The sequence below is a fragment of the Acidovorax kalamii genome, assembly GCF_002245625.1.
Classification (GTDB): Bacteria; Pseudomonadota; Gammaproteobacteria; order Burkholderiales; family Burkholderiaceae_C; genus Acidovorax; species Acidovorax kalamii.
Map to the genome: position 1 here is coordinate 232,992 of NZ_NOIG01000012.1, position 16,084 is coordinate 249,075.

Here is a 16,084-nt window from a genome sequence, read left to right on the forward strand (position 1 = left end):
GACACACGGCTCTGCGGATTGAAGCAGGCCGCCGCCGTGCATTAGCGATGCGCCATGGGCGGTGGGTCGCCCTGTGGTGGTTCCTCAGGCGACATCTGCATGCCCTCGCCACCCAGCGAGGCACCGGCTGCGAGCCGCAGGCGCAGACGCACATCGGTGCGGTTGTCGGCATTGGCTATCGCTTCTGCGGGTGAGATGACACCCAGTTCGACCATGGACAACAGGGACTGGTCGAAGCTCCACATGCCCTGCTCCCCGCTGCGGGTGATGGCTGTCTTGAGTTCGTCAATCTGGCCTTTCTGGATCAGTTCGGCCACGTAGGGGGTCAGCAACATGATCTCTGTGGCGGGCACCAGGCTCCCGGCCAGCCCTGCGACGAGCCTCAAGGCCACCACCGCGCGCAGATTGAGCGACAGGTCCATGAGCAGCTGGCGGTGGGCATCCTCGGGGAAAAAATTCAGGATGCGCTGCACCGCCTGGTTGGCATTGTTGGCGTGCAGGGTGGACACGCACAGGTGCCCGGACTCGGCATAGTGCAGCGCGTGCTGCATGGTGGCCCGGTCGCGGATCTCGCCGATCAGGATCACATTGGGGGCCTCGCGCATGGCCCGCCGCAGGGCCTCGTCATAGGACAGCGTATCAAGCCCTACTTCGCGCTGGGTGACCAGCGACTTCTTGTGGGTGTGCAGATACTCAATCGGGTCTTCCACGGTCAGGATATGCCCGCCCGCGTGGGTGTTGCGGTGGTCCAGCAATGCGGCCAGCGTGGTGGTCTTGCCCGAACCCGCAGCCCCTACCGTCAGCACCAGACCGCCTTTGAGAAACGCCAGTTGTTGCAGCACCGGGGGCAGGCCCAGCGTCTGCAGGTCGGGTATCTGCGCAATCACATGCCGTATCACCATGCCCACCTGTCCACGCTGGCGGTGCACATTGACGCGAAAACGCTCGCCCTCGGGGGTCTGGAACGACAGGTCGCACTCCATGGTGGTCTCGAACTCCTGCCGTTGGGCATCGCGCAAGATGGAGTAAGCCATCTGCCGCACGTCGTCCGCCGACAGCACCTGCTGGGCAATCGGCGCGAACGCGCCCTGCCGCTTGATGGTGGGCGGGGCACCCGCCAGCAGAAAAAGATCGGAGGCACGCTCCCTGGCCGCAAAGGCCAGGCACGCCAGCAAGCGAGGATCGGCAGTGTGCGACAGCGCTGCCGGGTCCATCAGCACACCTGCCATCTGCGAAAGGCGGGCTGCGGCGAATCAGCCCATGGACGCGCTTCACCACCTGCCATAGCGCCACCCATCACGGAAACATGGCACCCCAAAAAACCACAGCCCCGCCGGTGAAGGACGGGGCTGTGGGTGCTGCACATGGTCTTTCAGGCCTCGGCCGCTGCCGCGATGCGGGCGTAGTGCTGAATCAGGCTCAGCAGCTCCTCATCCGAGTACGGCTTGCCCAGGTAGTGGTTCACACCCAGCTCCATCGCATGCTCACGGTGCTTCTCGGCGATGCGCGAGGTGATCATGATGATCGGCAGGTCGCGCAACGCACCGTCCGCACGGATGTTGCGCGCCAGGTCGAAGCCGTCCATGCGGGGCATTTCGATGTCGGACAGCACCACGGTCGGGCGCTCCTCCTGCAGCCGCTCCAGGGCCTGCAGGCCGTCGGCCGCCAGGGCCACCCGGTAACCTTCGCGCTGCAGCAGGCGCTGCGTGACACGGCGCACGGTGATGGAGTCGTCCACCACCAGCACCAGCGGCACCTGGCTGGTGCCCGCCAACTGGGGCGAGACCACCTGCTTGCCACCACCAGCGCCACCTTCCACCGCTTCCGGGGCAGGCGCCATGCCCACACTGGCAGCGCGCACCTGGTCGCCGTACACCGTGGCCAGCGCCACCGGGTTGTAGATCAGCACCACGGCACCCGAGGCCAGCACCGACATGCCGGCCAGGCCTGGCAGGCGGGACAGCTGGGGGCCGAGGTTCTTCACCACGACTTCCTGGTTGCCCAGCACTTCGTCCACGTGCATGGCCACACGCTGCGCCGCGCTGCGGAAGATCACCACGGGGCGGGTCTTGCCTGCGGGCTCATGGCTGCGCGCAGACGCCTGCAGCAAGGCACCGGACCAGAAGAAGGGCACCTTCTCCATCCCGTCGTCAAACACGCCGGTGCGGTAGGCTTCCTCCAGGTCGGCCGCAGAGGTGCGGCGCACGATTTCCACCACGTTGGCAGGCACGCCCACCGCCAGATCGCCAGTGCGCAGCATCACCACCTGCGTTACCGCCGTCGTCAAAGGCAGCACCATGCGGAACGCCGCGCCCTTGCCAGCCTCGGTCGAGGTCTCGATGCGCCCCCCCAGGGCGTTGATTTCGGCACGCACCACGTCCATGCCGATGCCGCGTCCAGCCAGGCCGGTCACTTCGGATGCCGTCGAGAAGCCCGGCATGAAGATCAGATTGGCGGCCTCGGCATCGCTGAGTTCCACACCGGGTTCCACGATGCCCTGGGACAGGGCCTTTTCGCGGATGCGCGGCAGGTTCAGGCCCGCGCCATCGTCGCGGAACTCCACCGACACGTCGTTACCTTCGTGGTGCAGATCCACGGTGATCGTGCCGGAGGCAGGCTTGCCCGCCGCCACCCGCACTTCGGGGTCCTCGATGCCATGGGCCACGCAGTTGCGCAGCAAGTGTTCGAACGCCGGAGTCATGCGGTCCAGCACGCCACGGTCCATTTCGATGGAACCGCCGGTGATGTCCAGCTTGATCTGCTTGCCGGTCTCCTTGGAAGCCTGGCGCACCACGGCGTAGAGGCGTTCGGCAATGCCTTCGAACTCCACCATGCGGGTGCGCAGCAGGTCGCGCTGCAGCTCACGCGCCTGACGACCCTGGGCGATCAAATCGTCTTCCGCGCCTTCCATGGCGCGTTGCAGATTGCGCTGCACCGTGGCCACGTCGTTGACCGACTCGGCCATCATGCGGGTGAGTTCCTGCACACGGGTGAAGCGGTCGAACTCCAGCGGGTCGAAACCGGCGGCCGAATCCTTGGACAAGGCCAGACGCGACTGCATCTGGGACTCTGCCTGCACCTCGATGTCGCGCAATTGCTGGCGCAAGCGATCCAGGTTGCCCGAAAGGTCGGAAAGCGAGCTGCGGAACTGCCCCAGGCGCACATCCAGGCGCGAACGGCTGATCATCACCTCGCCCGCCTGGTTCACCAGGCGGTCCAGCAACTGGGCTCGCACACGCACCGACTGGCTGGCGGCCACACGCAAGGGCGCCAGTTGCGACGGGCCTGGCAGCCGGACTGCCGGAGCGGCTGGTGCGGCCGCAGCGGCACCCGCCACAGCTGCAGCAGGCGCCGTGGCCTGTTCTGCGACATCCGGACGGCCATGGGCGGCTTCGACGGGCAGTGTGACCACCGTGTCGGCAGGCGTCTGGCCAATGGCACGCAGGGCGTCGAAGTTTGCCTGCAGACCGTCAAAACTGCCCTGCAAGGGGTCGATCTGGTCGGCAGTGACGGTCTCGGCATCGAGCTGCTCGATGGCCGACTCCAGCCGGTGGGCCATTTCGCCCAGGCGCATGGCACCAGCCAGTCGCGAGCTGCCCTTGAGCGTGTGCAAGGCGCGCAGCACTTCGCTGCGGGCACCCAGGTTGTCGGGCCGTGCAGCCCATTGGCGCAGGGCGCCCCCCAGTTGGGGCAACAGCTCGGCAGCCTCTTCCTCGAAGATCGGGAAAAGGTCGGGGTCGATGACGTCAATCGCATCGATGTCGTCATCCACATCCGGAGACAGCGCCACGGCGTGGGCGATCGCGTCGTCGATCAGTTGGTCCTGATCGTGGGCCACCACCGACAGCGCGGGCGCCACATGGCCCTGCGGGATGATGAGCGGTGCAGGCTCCAGCGTCGCCTCGGCAAACGCCTCGGGTTCGTCGGCTGGTTCCATGGCGGGCGCGGGTTCCGACACCGACACTGGCTCGGTGGCCACAGGCTCCACCATCTCGATCGGGAAGGCTTCGGCAGCATCCTCTTCGGGCGGCGACAGGGTGGGAACCACCTCGGCTTCCAGGATCTGGCGCAGCTGCTCCAGAACCTCCTCGTTGGGCTCCTTGAGGAAACCCGCAGCAAATTGGTGCAGAAGGCGGCGGATGTCTTCGGCCGCACCCATGAAGGCCTGGGCCTGCTCCTGCGTGCCACCGGATTGCAGCTGCACATGCTGCATCGCGTGTTCCAGTGCCCGAGCCAACTCCGACAGGGCGGTGAAACCGACCGTGGCAGAACTTCCCGCCAGCGAATGTGCCAGCGCCACCGCCACGTCGGGCAGGGGCTCATGCAGCTCCAGCGACCACTCCTGGAGACAGGTCACCAGGCGGCGCGACCATTCGTCGGCCTCGTTCAGATAGACGTTGTACAGCGGGATGCTGATGCGCAGGGTATCAATCACCTTGACCGCATCGTCACTGGCGCCGCTGTCCTCTTGCGGCAGGGCGTCCAGAAGCTCGGCCATTTCAGAGTCCAGCTCGACATCGGCAGGTGCAGCCGCCTCATGGGCCTCAGCCACCACCGGCGCCTCCGCAGCAGCCGCTGCGGACTCTGCTTCCAGCAACCGTTCCAGGGCTTCGACATCCAGCGACGCCAGAGCATCCGATGCCTCTGGCACTTCAGCGTCGATGTCTGCGGGTACGGCGGTTTCTGGGGCTGCGCTCACTTCAGCTTCAGGCACAGCGGACGCTTCGACCGGAGCGTCCAGCAGCGGCTCCGGTGCGGCGGCCACGGCCGCAACCTCGGCAACAGGCGCCACATCGGGCAGGTCCAGATCGGGCAACTCCAGGTCGAGCACAAAATCTGCGCTGGACGGATCCACCACGGGCGCTGGGGCCGAGTCTGCATTCAGGGCGGCAGTGAAGACGGAGAAATCAATGTCCTCAGCCACCTCTGCCACGCCCGGTGCAGCGGCCAGTTCAGGCGCAACGGGCGCCTCAGCGGCTGCAGGCGGTTCAGGAACATGCTCCGAAATCTCGGTCGCCTGGAAGTCCATCAGACCCAAATCGTCATCAGGGGCCTCGGCCACTTCGGCCACCACGGCACCGGCAGGCACGCTGGCCGTTTCGGGCTCCAGCTCCACCAGGGCATCGATCTCCGAAACAACCGCCAGGGGCTCACCGCTCTCGGAGGGCACCACCAGAGGCAGCAGCGTGCCATCCAGGCGCATGGCATCTGCGGATTTGCGGAAGGACTCGGGGTCCCAGCCAGTTGCACGGCCTGCCGCAATGTCGTCGGCCCATCGGCCAAAGGCCCGCAAGGCGTCCGAGGACAGTGTCAACAAACCCGGTTGCATGGGCTTCTGTTCAGCCAGCCAGGCGTTGAGGATCTGTTCCATCGACCAGGCGGCCTCGCCAAAGTCGTTGAGGCCCACCATGCGAGAACTGCCCTTGAGCGTATGGAAGGCACGGCGCAAGGTGGTCTGTTCGCTCAGATTGCCAGGCTCTTCCTGCAGCAGGTCGGTGGCGGCCAATCCGTTGACCACCACTTCGCGTGCTTCTTCCAGGAAAACTTCCAGCAGCTCGTCTTCCACATCGGGCACGGCCGCCTTGGCCGTGGAGGCGGGGGCCTCCGCAGCAGTGACAGCCGACGCAGGTGTAGCAGGTGCAGCCACATCAAAGGAAATGTCCGGAGCGAGGCTTTCAGGCTCTGCCGGAGCCACGGGCTCGCTGGCTGGGGCAGCCCCCAGATCCAGGATAGGGGCAAAGTCCGTGGGTTCGCTGACCGGCTCTGGCACAGGGAAACGCGGCAACACGTCAGGCACCAGCGTGTCGGTGCGCTCCTCCAGTTTGGCGGGCGCTTCCTCCATGGCATCCGATGCGCGCGCACGGGTCTTGCCCATGAGGATGCGCAACTCGCCGAGGTTCTCGTCATAGACAAAGAGCTTGCGCGCCATCGTGCGCTGGTAGCTCAGCATGTCGATCAGGAAACCCAGCGCACCCAGGCTGTTGCCGAGCTTCTCGAAAACAGCCTGGCGACCTTCTTCGGGCACTTCATTGATAAGCAGGCGCTCCACCGTGTCGCGCATGCGCACCACCGCCAGGGAAGCTTGGTCCAACCCGAGAACCGACAACACGCCGCGCATCTGGGCCAAGTGCCCGGGCACCGTGGCCAATACGGCCGTGTCCTGCGAATTGCGGAAAAACTGGTCCAGTGCCTTCTCGGCCTCGCCCAAGGTCAAACGCAACTCGTCCACCACACTGCCCATGGTCTGGTTGTCGCTGACCCTGCGGTACAGCTCTTCCATCCAGGGCTCCAGAGGCTCGGGTTCGGCTCCCGCAGTCACCGCATCCAGGCGCTCCGCCAGTCGGGTGGCCCGCACCTCCATCTGGTCGTCCGCCGCATCCAGCTCCTCAAACGCTGCCTGCAGGTACAACACCGAGGTCGCTACCTCCATCGCCAAGGCGGCCGAGGGCGGCTCACCCGAGCGGGTGGTGAACTCCATCGCCCGCGTCAGCGCCTGGGCCAGGTTTTCGCTACCGGGGTGCAACTTTCTCAGCGAATCACACACCAGACTGAACTGGTCTGCCGCCGGTTTGAGTTTGTTGCGATCACCGCCAGCCAGCGCTGACCAGGTCTCGGTAGCCGACGCGATGCGCTTGCGCGCCTGCGCCAGCACTGCTGGATCAAAACGCCCGAAGCGGGCGGTTTCGTAATCAACGGGCTTGAAACGGTCCAGGGAAAACGCCTGGCGCACCGCGCGCAGCGAAGGCGCTGCCTCAGCAGGCAGCTCAGACACCTTGGCCTGAGAGCAGAAAAAGAGCAGATCCTGCACCAGGCGGTCGGCGATGGTGGGATCCCCCTTGGCCAGGGTCGCGTACTGCATCAGCACCCGCGAGGCCACACGCTTGACGTACACGTCAGGCGCCAGCAAACCGGAACCAAATGCCTCGAAGAAGCCCGCGCAGATCTTCCAGAAGGCGCGTGCCTGGCGGTCCGTCTGGGCCGCCACAAAGCCAAGACAGGTGTCGCGCAGGTTCAGCGCAGCCCGGAGATCGCCGGACTTGACGATGCGCAGCACGGCCGCATCCAGCCGCGCCCGCGCCTCGGGGCCATAAGGCAATGGCGCAAGGGTCACCGTTCCTTCGGGCTCGCGGAAACGACGCTCCACAGGCCATAGGTCTGCGGGGTGTACACGGTCAGCACCCGCCAGGGCCTGGGCATCACGGTACTGGGGGAACAGGGCGACCGGAGACACCGACTTGCCTGCCAGCACGGTCTCCAGGTACTCAATCAGTGCAAAGCTTGCGCGCTCGATCACGGCCGCAGCATCGTCGCTGCAGGTTTCAGGCCGTTGCACAAACTTCTGGACGGCCGACTCCATGGAGCGCAGCACCAGCGCTGGCGGGCCCATGCCCACCATCTCCAGTGCACCACAGGCCTGGTGCAATTGCTGGCGCGCAATGCGCAGAGCCCCCGCATCCAGGGCCGCCAGATCGGATTCCCGCGCGACTTCCGCATCGCGCACAAAGCGGCGCATGGCCTTGACCGCACCGTCGAGTGACTTACGCAGTTCGTCAAGCACCCAAGCCAAAGGACCCAGGTCCTGATCTCCCTGGGTCCCTTCTGCGGCCGGTGCATTGTTGGCATCAATAGATGACATGGATTTGTCCCCGGCTGCAATGAGCCAGCTGGTTGATGACTACTGCTGTCAGGCGATCTTGAAACGTGCCACCGATTGGCGCAGTTCTTCGGCCATGTGCGACAACTCACGCACCTGTTGTGCCGTGGTGCGGGTACCTTCACCCGTTTGCTCGGTCACCGCAAAAATGTGCTGGATGTTGTCGGCCACTTCGTTGGCCAGAACGGCTTCGCGGGAAGTCGAAGACGAAATCTGCTCAATCAGTTCAGCAAGGCGGCGCGACACGCGGTCAATTTCGGTCAGTGCGGTGCCGGCTGAGTCGGAGAGGCGGGCCCCTTCCACCACACCCTGCGTGGAGCGCTCCATAGCGGCCACGGCATCCTGGGTGTCGGTCTGAATGGCCTTCACGAGTGCCGAGATCTGGCGCGTAGCGTCTGCGGAACGTTCAGCAAGGCGCTGCACTTCTTCCGCCACCACCGAGAAGCCGCGACCGGCTTCACCAGCGGATGCTGCCTGGATGGCTGCGTTCAGCGCCAGCACGTTCGTCTGCTCGGTAATGTCGGAAATCAGCTCGGTGATTTCACCGATCTCCTGCGACGACTCGCCCAGGCGCTTGATCCGCTTGGAGGTGTCCTGGATCTGGTCGCGGATGGAGTTCATACCACCGATGGCGTTCTGCACGGCCTGCAGACCCGAGTCGGCAGCTTGCAGCGATTGGCGGGCCACCGTGGCGGACTCTTGCGCCTGGGTGGACACCTCGTTGATTCGGGTTGCCATGTCCAGAACGGAGCGACCAGTTTCGCGAATTTCGCGCAGCTGCTCGGTCGATGCGGCCAGCAGCTCGGTGGAGGTGTTGTCCACCTGCGCCGTCGTCTGCGCCACACGGGTTGCCGTGTTCTGCACGCTGCCCACCAGCTGGCGCAGCTCTTCCACCGTGTAGTTCACCGAGTCGGCAATGGCGCCCGTGATGTCCTCGGTCACCGTGGCTTCCTGGGTCAAGTCACCTTCAGCAACCGACTGCAGTTCGTTCATCAAACGCAAAATGGCAGCTTGGTTGGCGTCGTTGACGCGCTTGGCTTCCTGCTCCTGGCGCTTGGCGTCCTTTTGCTGCGTTTCGGCAGCCGCCTGACGGCCCCGGCTGTCCAGCAGCTGAACGCGCGAAATGCCGATACCGCACAGCAGCACGAACAGACCTGCCAGTGCCAGGGCGGCAAACTGGCCAGCACCCAGACCGGTCTGGGCAGACAGCTTGCTCTGCAGGCCTTCCAACTGGCGGCGCAGCGGTTCGCTGTCGGCAATGATGGCGGATTGCGCTTCACGGGCAGACACCAGGCCTTGCAGGTTGCCCAGAATGGCGCTGGCCTGGGTACGCGTCTGTTCGTAGAGCTTGACCAGGGCTTCGAGTTGTTCGCGGGTCTGGGCGTCCTTGGTGGCGGCCAGGCGCAGTTCCGGGCTGCCGTCCAGCAGGCCCTGGGCGATTTCCTTGAACGAGTTCAAGTCCTTGCCCAGCAGGAACACGGCCTCGGGGCTCACGCCTTCCATGGTCTGGAATTCGTTGGCCGACTTGCCGATACGCTGGGTCAACATCACGAGCTGACCAGCGGCAGAAATTTCAGCTGCCGGGGCATTCTGCTGGAGCTTCAGCGAGGACACGGTTTCGGCGATTTCCAGCAGGTCGGAGGACTGGCGGTTGATGGTGCGCAGAGCGTCACCCACCTGGGTCAGGATCTTCTGCTGGCCCATCACCACACTGGCGTTGCGCTCGGCGCGCTCCATCAAGGGATTGACGGCATCCAGATCGGGCTTGAACGGCTCGCCCAGCGACTGCACACCCAGCTCGCTGTCACCCGCATTCAGGGCGCGCACGTTGCGCGCCAGCACGCCCGAGCTTTCCACCACATCCGGAAAGGCCTGGGGGCTGCCCACCAGAGCCTGCGACACCGACTTGGCCAGACGCTGCGACTGCATCAGCGATTGACCGGTAGCGGCAAGCTGCTGCGCGGAGCGGTCCGCCTGCTGCAGCACCCAGAACGCAATCGCACCCAGCACCAACACACCCACCAGCAGCAGGGCCAGCAGACGGCGTTGGTGGCCTGCGGCCGTAGACCGGCCCAGCAAGGGCAGGGAGATCAGCTCCTCGTCCGTTTCCGAAGCTGCCAGCTCGGAGGGATAACCACCATCCGGGTCCCCCTGAACGCTGTTCATGGCCTCTGCCTGATAGGCATCACGCAACTGCGCGCCATCCAGGGCGCCCGTGGCCAGGACATCCTGTCCATCGTCCGCCGTGCCAGCGGCTGCGCCTGCATCCGGCGTAGCGGGTTTCCGGTTGAACAGTTTTCCAAATTGATTGACGACGGACATGGTGCAGCCTTACAGAAAAACTCAAGCACTGATGCTCAGGAATGCGGGATGTTGGGACAGGATCTGCAGGTTCAGCTCCTGCCAGCGTGTGCCGCTGGAATCGATATAGGTGGTGCCGAAGAAGCTGGGCGCATCTTCAGCCGGCGGCTCGGACGACACAAAGGCGTCGGTTCCGCGCAGACCCGCCAGGCGGTCCACCAGCAATGCCGCGTTGACATCCAGCGCGGCATTGAAGGCCAGCAGGCTGGACTCGGCCAGGGCCTGTTCGGTGCGGGGCGCTGCCGATCCCAGCAGGCCCGCCAGGTCCACAACACCCACCAGCCCACCACGCAGGTTGGCAACGCCCAGAAACCAGCTTTGGGTATAGGGCACTGCCTGGACGGAGGCCCAGGGAAAAATCTCCCCGGACTGCCCCAGGGGCAACAAGTAGAAACTCCCGGCGGACTCGACAGCCAGCCAGGATGACACAGAGGTCCCTTCGGTTCTTGCAGCCTGCAGGCGGCTGGCAAGTCGGGTCTGCAGCTCTCGCAGGGCTTCGCGGTTGGCCATGAGCGCGCCGCAGCCTCAGTTCAGAGCGTCGATTTTTGCCTGCAATTCGGCGGGATCCACCGGCTTGGTGATATAGCCGCGCGCGCCCTGACGCATGCCCCAGACACGGTCGGTTTCCTGGTTCTTGCTGGTGCACATGATGATCGGCACATCGGCATACAGCGGGTCGCGGGTAATGGCACGCGTGAGCTGAAAACCATTCTGGCCGGGCATGACCACGTCCATCAAAATCAGGTCGGGCTTTTCTTCAGCGAGGCGGCGGAAGGCTTCGTCGGCATTTTCTGCAGTACGGACTTGCATGCCTTTTTTCTGAAGCAGGTCCGTCAAAAACATCAACTCGGTCTTCGAGTCGTCGACGACCAATACTTTCTGAATGGGCATTACATGGCTCCTTGTTGGGAATTGCCAAACTGTTGAACTGCCTGCAACAGCTGGTCTTTGGTAAATGGCTTGGTGAGATATTCCTGGCAGCCGACCATGCGCCCGCGCGCCTTGTCGAACACGCCGTCCTTGGAGGACAGCATCACCACCGGAGTATCTGCAAAACGGGCGTTGCGCTTGATGATGGCGCAGGTCTGGTACCCGTCGAGCTTGGGCATGAGGATGTCGCAGAAAATCAGCTGAGGCTGGTAATCGTTGACTTTGGCCAAAGCATCAAAGCCGTCGTCTGCCAACAAGACTTCGTGCCCCCCCTGCTTGAGAAAAATCTCGGCGCTTCGACGGATGGTGTTGCTGTCATCCACCACGAGCACTTTGAAAGATGCGCCTGTTGTAGTCAATTGTCACTGCTCCCGATGGAGAAAATAAACAACGCCGCAGCAAGTAGTGCCGGGGCGTCTCAGATCTGAACCATCTCGAAATCTTCCTTGCGGGCGCCACATTCAGGGCAGGTCCAATTCATGGGGACCTGATCCCAGGGCGTGTTGGGTGCAATGCCGTGCTCAGGGGACCCCTCTGCCTCGTCATAAATCCAGCCGCAAATCAAACACATCCAAGTTTTAGAGTCGGTCACAGCTTAAAGGGCCTTCACATAGAATGCAACGATTGTATCTAGTCATCTCCATGGGCTGCGGCTTCGGTGCCCCCCTCAAGCAGGATCTGGTCCATGACCATCAAAGCGTCTCCTCCCCCCTCAGAAATCACAGAGATCGACGATGACGGTGCGGAGGAAGCAAGCCCTGCCTGTGTGCTTGTCTTCAATGCCAGCGACCCCAGCGGCGCAGGCGGGCTGACCGCCGACATCACCACCATTGCGTCCGTCGGCGGGCACCCGATTGCCGTGGTCACAGGCGCTTACGCCCGCGACACGGCAGAGATTTTTGACCACTTCGGCTTTGACGACGAGGCCGTGGCCGAGCAGGCCCGGGCCGTGCTGGAGGACCTCCCGGTCCAGGCCATCAAGGTCGGCTTCGTGGGCAGCCCCGAGAACATCAGCACCATCGCCGAAATAACTACGGACTATGACGAAGTCCCGGTGATAGCTTACATGCCCAACCTTTCCTGGTGGCGCGACGAGCTGATCGACGAGTACCTGGACGCCTTCCGCGAATTGTTGTTGCCCCAGACCTCAGTGTTGGTTGGAAACCACAGCACCCTGTGGCGCTGGCTGCTGCCCGACTGGAGCGGTGAGCGCAACCCCACGGCCCGCGACATCGCCCGGGCTGCGTCCGAAATGGGTGTGCCCTACACCCTGGTCACCGGCATCCCCCTGCCAGAGCAGTTTGTCGAGAACGTGCTGGCCTCTCCCCAGACTGTGCTGGGCAGCGGCAAGTTCGAGCTGTTTGACGCCACGTTTGCAGGCGCGGGCGACACCCTCTCGGCCGCACTCACCGCCCTGGTGGCGGCAGGCAACGACCTGGGCGAAGCCACCAGCGAGGCGCTGAGCTACCTGGACCGCTGCCTGGACGCCGGTTTTCGCCCCGGCATGGGACACATCGTGCCCGACCGCATGTTCTGGGCCCAGCCCGAAGACGGCGAGCCCGGCGTGGACGAAGAAGAAGAGACTCCGATCGACGAAGCACAGGCCCTGGAAGGCTTTGTGATGCCCCCCCATGACACCAAGCACTGATCTCAACATCCCCCTCTTCGAACGCGCCAAGGCGCTCATCCCCGGCGGCGTGAACTCGCCAGTGCGGGCCTTCAAGGCCGTGGGCGGCACGCCCCGCTTTGTGAAGCGCGCGCAAGGCGCCTACTTCTGGGACGCCAACGACCAGCGCTTCATTGATTACATCGGCTCCTGGGGCCCGATGATCCTGGGCCACGGCCACCCAGCCGTGCTCGAAGCCGTGCAGAGCGCCGCGCTGGAAGGCTTCAGCTTTGGCGCCCCCACCGAGCGAGAGGTGGAGCTGGCCGAAGAAATCCTGAGCCTAGTCCCCTCCATGGAGATGATCCGCCTTGTCAGCTCGGGCACCGAGGCGGGCATGAGCGCCATCCGCCTGGCACGTGGCGCCACGGGCCGCAGCAAGCTCATCAAGTTCGAGGGCTGCTACCACGGCCACGCCGACTCGCTGCTGGTCAAGGCTGGCTCAGGCCTGGCCACCTTCGGCAACGCCACCAGTGCAGGCGTGCCACCCGAGGTGGTGCAACACACCATCGTGCTCGAATACAACAACGTCGCCCAGCTCGAAGAAGCCTTTGCCCTGCACGGCAAGGAACTGGCCTGCGTGATGATCGAGCCCATCGCGGGCAACATGAACTTGGTGCGCGCAAGCGTGCCTTTCATGAAGCGCTGCCGCGAGCTGTGTACCGAATATGGCGCGCTGCTGGTGCTCGACGAGGTCATGACGGGCTTCCGCGTGGCGCTGGGCAGCGCCCAGAGCGTATACGCCAAGAGCATCCCGGGCTTCAAGCCGGACCTTACCGTGCTGGGCAAGGTGATTGGCGGCGGTATGCCCCTGGCAGCCTTTGGCGGGCCACGCGCCATCATGGAGAACCTCGCACCGCTGGGCGCCGTGTACCAGGCCGGAACGCTGTCGGGCAATCCCGTGGCCACCGCCTGCGGGCTGGCCACGCTGCGCGAGATCAAGAAGCCGGGCTTCTTCGACGCACTGTCGGCCACCACACGCTCCCTGGTTGATGGCCTCGCCGCTGCGGCGGCGGCTGAAGGCGTGCCCTTCAGCACCGACAGCGAAGGCGGCATGTTCGGCTTCTTCCTGATGCCCGAGCTGCCCCAGAACTACGCCCAGGTGCTCCAAACCGACAGCGCGCGCTTCAACCAGCTCTTCCACGGCCTGCTGGACCGGGGTATCTACATTGCCCCGGCCCTGTACGAAGCGGGTTTTGTGAGCGCCGCCCACACGGCCGACGACATTGCCGCCACCGTGGCGGCCGCCCGCGAAGTGTTCAAAACACTATAAAAACAATAGCCAACAGCGCTTAACCATAGCGCGGTAGCTGCCTTTTTTGTTCATATTTTCGACGGTAGGGTGGTCACAACAGCCCGCGCAGCTCCCGGGCCGCGTCCTGCAACAGCGGCAGCATGTCGCGCTGCAGGCTGCCTTCATCGATCTGCTTGGGCGACGCCACCACGTTGAGCGCCGCCACTGTGTGCCCCTGCAGGTTGCGCAGCGGCACGGCCAGTGCGTGCACACCCAGCTCGTGCTCCTCCACCGCCAGACAGTAGTCATCGCGGCGCGCCTTGGCAATCACCTGCCGCAGCGGCCCGACCTGGGTGATGGTGTGGGGCGTGAGGCGTTGCAGCGTGTGGCCCTTGAGCCATTGCGTGAGTTCCACTGGCGGCAACGCCGCCAGCAGCACCCGCCCGGTGGACGTGGGGTGTGCAGGCAACCGCGCGCCCAGGTGCAGGCCATAGGCCAGCACACGCGACGGCGCGCCATACACCCCGCTGCGCGCCACGATCACCACCTCGTTGCCATCCAGCACCACAGCCGAGAAGGACTGCTGCGTCTGCGCCGCCAGCCGGTTCAGCGTGGGCTGCAGCACACGCGGCAGGCGGGCGGAGGCCAGGTAGCTGCCGGAAAACCGCAGCACCTTGGGCGCCAGCCAGAAGTAGCTGCCATCCGTCTCCAGATAGCCCAGGTGCGCCAGGGTGAGCAGATGCCGCCGCGCCGCCGCCCGCGTGAGCCCGGTGCGCTGCGCGGCCAGCGTGGCATTGAGCCGCTGGCGCTCGGTATCAAAACTCTCCAGCACGGCCATGCCTTTGGCCATGCCTTCGATGAAATCTGCCTTGGCGATGGGGGCGGCGGCCTGCACGATGGTCATTGCGCGATGATCGCACAACACGACCGACAATCGCACGCAACCGCCACGGCGGCCCGCTCTCTTGACGCAGATCAACCTACGCTTGGCAGCATCGAACTTCACGAGATTGCCCCACCATGCGTACCCAGGTTGCCATCATCGGCGCAGGCCCCGCCGGCCTGCTGCTCGGCCAGTTGCTCTACAAGTCCGGCATTGACGCCGTCATCATCGAACAGCGCAGCCCCGACTACGTGCTGGGCCGCATCCGCGCGGGTGTGCTGGAGCAGGTCAGCATGGACCTGCTGGACAAGGCCGGTGTCGGGGCCCGCGCCCATGCCGAGGGCCTGCCGCACGACGGCATCGAGCTGCTGTTCAAGGGCGCGCGCCACCGCATCGACCTGCACGACCTGACCGGCGGCAGCCGCGTCACGGTGTACGGCCAGACCGAAGTGACGCGCGATCTGATGGACGCGCGCGCGGCAGAAGGCTTGACCACCGTGTACGACGCGCAGAACGTGCAAGTGCACGACTTCGAAGGTCAAAGCCCCCGCGTGACCTACCAGAAGGACGGTCAGACGCACGAGCTGGCCTGCGACTTCATCGCCGGCTGCGACGGCTACCACGGCGTGTGCCGCGCCAGCGCCCCGGCCAACCTGCTCAAGACCTACGAACGCGTGTACCCCTTTGGCTGGCTGGGTGTGCTGGCCGATGTGCCGCCCGTCTCGCACGAACTGATTTACGCCAACACCGAACGCGGCTTTGCGCTGTGCAGCATGCGCAGCGCCACGCGCAGCCGCTACTACGTGCAGGTGCCCAGCACCGACAAGATCGACAACTGGACCATCGACCAGTTCTGGACCGAGCTGGGCAACCGCCTGGACCCCGAGGCGCGCGCGAACCTGGTCACCGGCCCAGCGCTGGAGATGAGCATTGCCCCACTGCGCAGCTTTGTGGCCGAACCCATGCGTTTTGGCCGCATGTTCCTGGCAGGCGACGCGGCCCACATCGTGCCGCCCACGGGCGCCAAGGGCCTGAACCTGGCGGCCAGCGACGTGGGCTACCTGTGGACAGCGCTCACCGAGTTCTACACAGAGAAATCCGCCGTGGGCATCGACACCTACTCCGACCGCTGCCTGCGCCGCGTGTGGCGGGCAGAGCGCTTCTCGTGGTGGTTCACCTCGCTGATGCACCGCTTTCCCGAGACCGGCGAATTCGGGCAGAAAATCCAGGAGGCCGAACTGGACTACCTGGTGAACTCACGCGCTGCTTCGGTGTCGCTGGCCGAGAACTACGTGGGGCTGCCGATGAATTTCGGCACCTGAACCTCAACTTCATCCTGACAACGGACATAAAAAAAGC

Annotated in this window: 11 protein-coding genes; 3 read left to right on the forward strand and 8 right to left on the reverse strand. The window is 64.7% G+C overall.

Annotated elements, in window-relative coordinates; all coding sequences use genetic code 11:
- Positions 1–41 precede the first annotated feature (41 nt).
- The 7 genes from CBY09_RS20590 to CBY09_RS20620 all read right to left on the reverse strand — a co-directional run bounded on the left by CBY09_RS20590 (position 42) and on the right by CBY09_RS20620 (position 11,537).
- Positions 42–1,214, reverse strand: coding sequence for a PilT/PilU family type 4a pilus ATPase (locus tag CBY09_RS20590; protein WP_205734181.1), 1,173 nt, complete (start codon positions 1,212–1,214; stop codon positions 42–44).
- A gap of 158 nt (positions 1,215–1,372) precedes the next feature.
- Positions 1,373–7,636, reverse strand: coding sequence for a hybrid sensor histidine kinase/response regulator (locus tag CBY09_RS20595; protein WP_094291430.1), 6,264 nt, complete (start codon positions 7,634–7,636; stop codon positions 1,373–1,375).
- A gap of 48 nt (positions 7,637–7,684) precedes the next feature.
- Positions 7,685–9,976 (reverse strand): methyl-accepting chemotaxis protein, encoded by a 2,292-nt coding sequence (locus CBY09_RS20600; RefSeq protein ID WP_094291431.1) that lies wholly within the window; start codon positions 9,974–9,976, stop codon positions 7,685–7,687.
- Positions 9,977–9,997: 21 nt separating this feature from the next.
- On the reverse strand, positions 9,998–10,525 hold the full coding sequence (locus tag CBY09_RS20605; RefSeq protein WP_094291432.1) for a chemotaxis protein CheW: 528 nt from the start codon (positions 10,523–10,525) through the stop codon (positions 9,998–10,000).
- Positions 10,526–10,540: 15 nt separating this feature from the next.
- Entirely contained in the window at positions 10,541–10,906 is a 366-nt protein-coding gene (locus CBY09_RS20610; protein WP_010459520.1) for a response regulator, read from the reverse strand.
- Positions 10,906–11,304 (reverse strand): response regulator, encoded by a 399-nt coding sequence (locus CBY09_RS20615; protein ID WP_005796099.1) that lies wholly within the window; start codon positions 11,302–11,304, stop codon positions 10,906–10,908. The genes CBY09_RS20610 and CBY09_RS20615 overlap by 1 nt, the downstream gene beginning before the upstream one ends.
- Positions 11,305–11,363: 59 nt before the next feature.
- Positions 11,364–11,537 (reverse strand): rubredoxin, encoded by a 174-nt coding sequence (locus tag CBY09_RS20620; RefSeq protein ID WP_082836248.1) that lies wholly within the window; start codon positions 11,535–11,537, stop codon positions 11,364–11,366.
- Positions 11,538–11,630: 93 nt separating this feature from the next.
- On the opposite strand from CBY09_RS20620, the gene thiD reads away from it, so the two are divergent.
- Together thiD and hemL are read left to right on the forward strand one after the other, a co-directional pair.
- Positions 11,631–12,593 (forward strand): bifunctional hydroxymethylpyrimidine kinase/phosphomethylpyrimidine kinase, encoded by a 963-nt coding sequence (gene thiD, locus CBY09_RS20625; protein ID WP_094291433.1) that lies wholly within the window; start codon positions 11,631–11,633, stop codon positions 12,591–12,593.
- Positions 12,577–13,881, forward strand: a complete 1,305-nt coding sequence (gene hemL / locus CBY09_RS20630; protein ID WP_094291434.1) for a glutamate-1-semialdehyde 2,1-aminomutase — start codon at positions 12,577–12,579, stop codon at positions 13,879–13,881. The genes thiD and hemL overlap by 17 nt, the downstream gene beginning before the upstream one ends.
- Before the next feature lie 73 nt (positions 13,882–13,954).
- Here hemL and CBY09_RS20635 read toward each other — a convergent pair whose 3' ends face one another.
- Entirely contained in the window at positions 13,955–14,746 is a 792-nt protein-coding gene (locus CBY09_RS20635; protein WP_094291435.1) for an IclR family transcriptional regulator domain-containing protein, read from the reverse strand.
- A gap of 116 nt (positions 14,747–14,862) precedes the next feature.
- On the opposite strand from CBY09_RS20635, the gene pobA reads away from it, so the two are divergent.
- The gene (pobA, locus tag CBY09_RS20640; RefSeq protein ID WP_094291436.1) at positions 14,863–16,047 is read left to right on the forward strand and encodes a 4-hydroxybenzoate 3-monooxygenase; all 1,185 of its coding nucleotides are present in this window, start codon (positions 14,863–14,865) and stop codon (positions 16,045–16,047) included.
- The last annotated feature ends 37 nt before the right edge of the window (positions 16,048–16,084 follow it).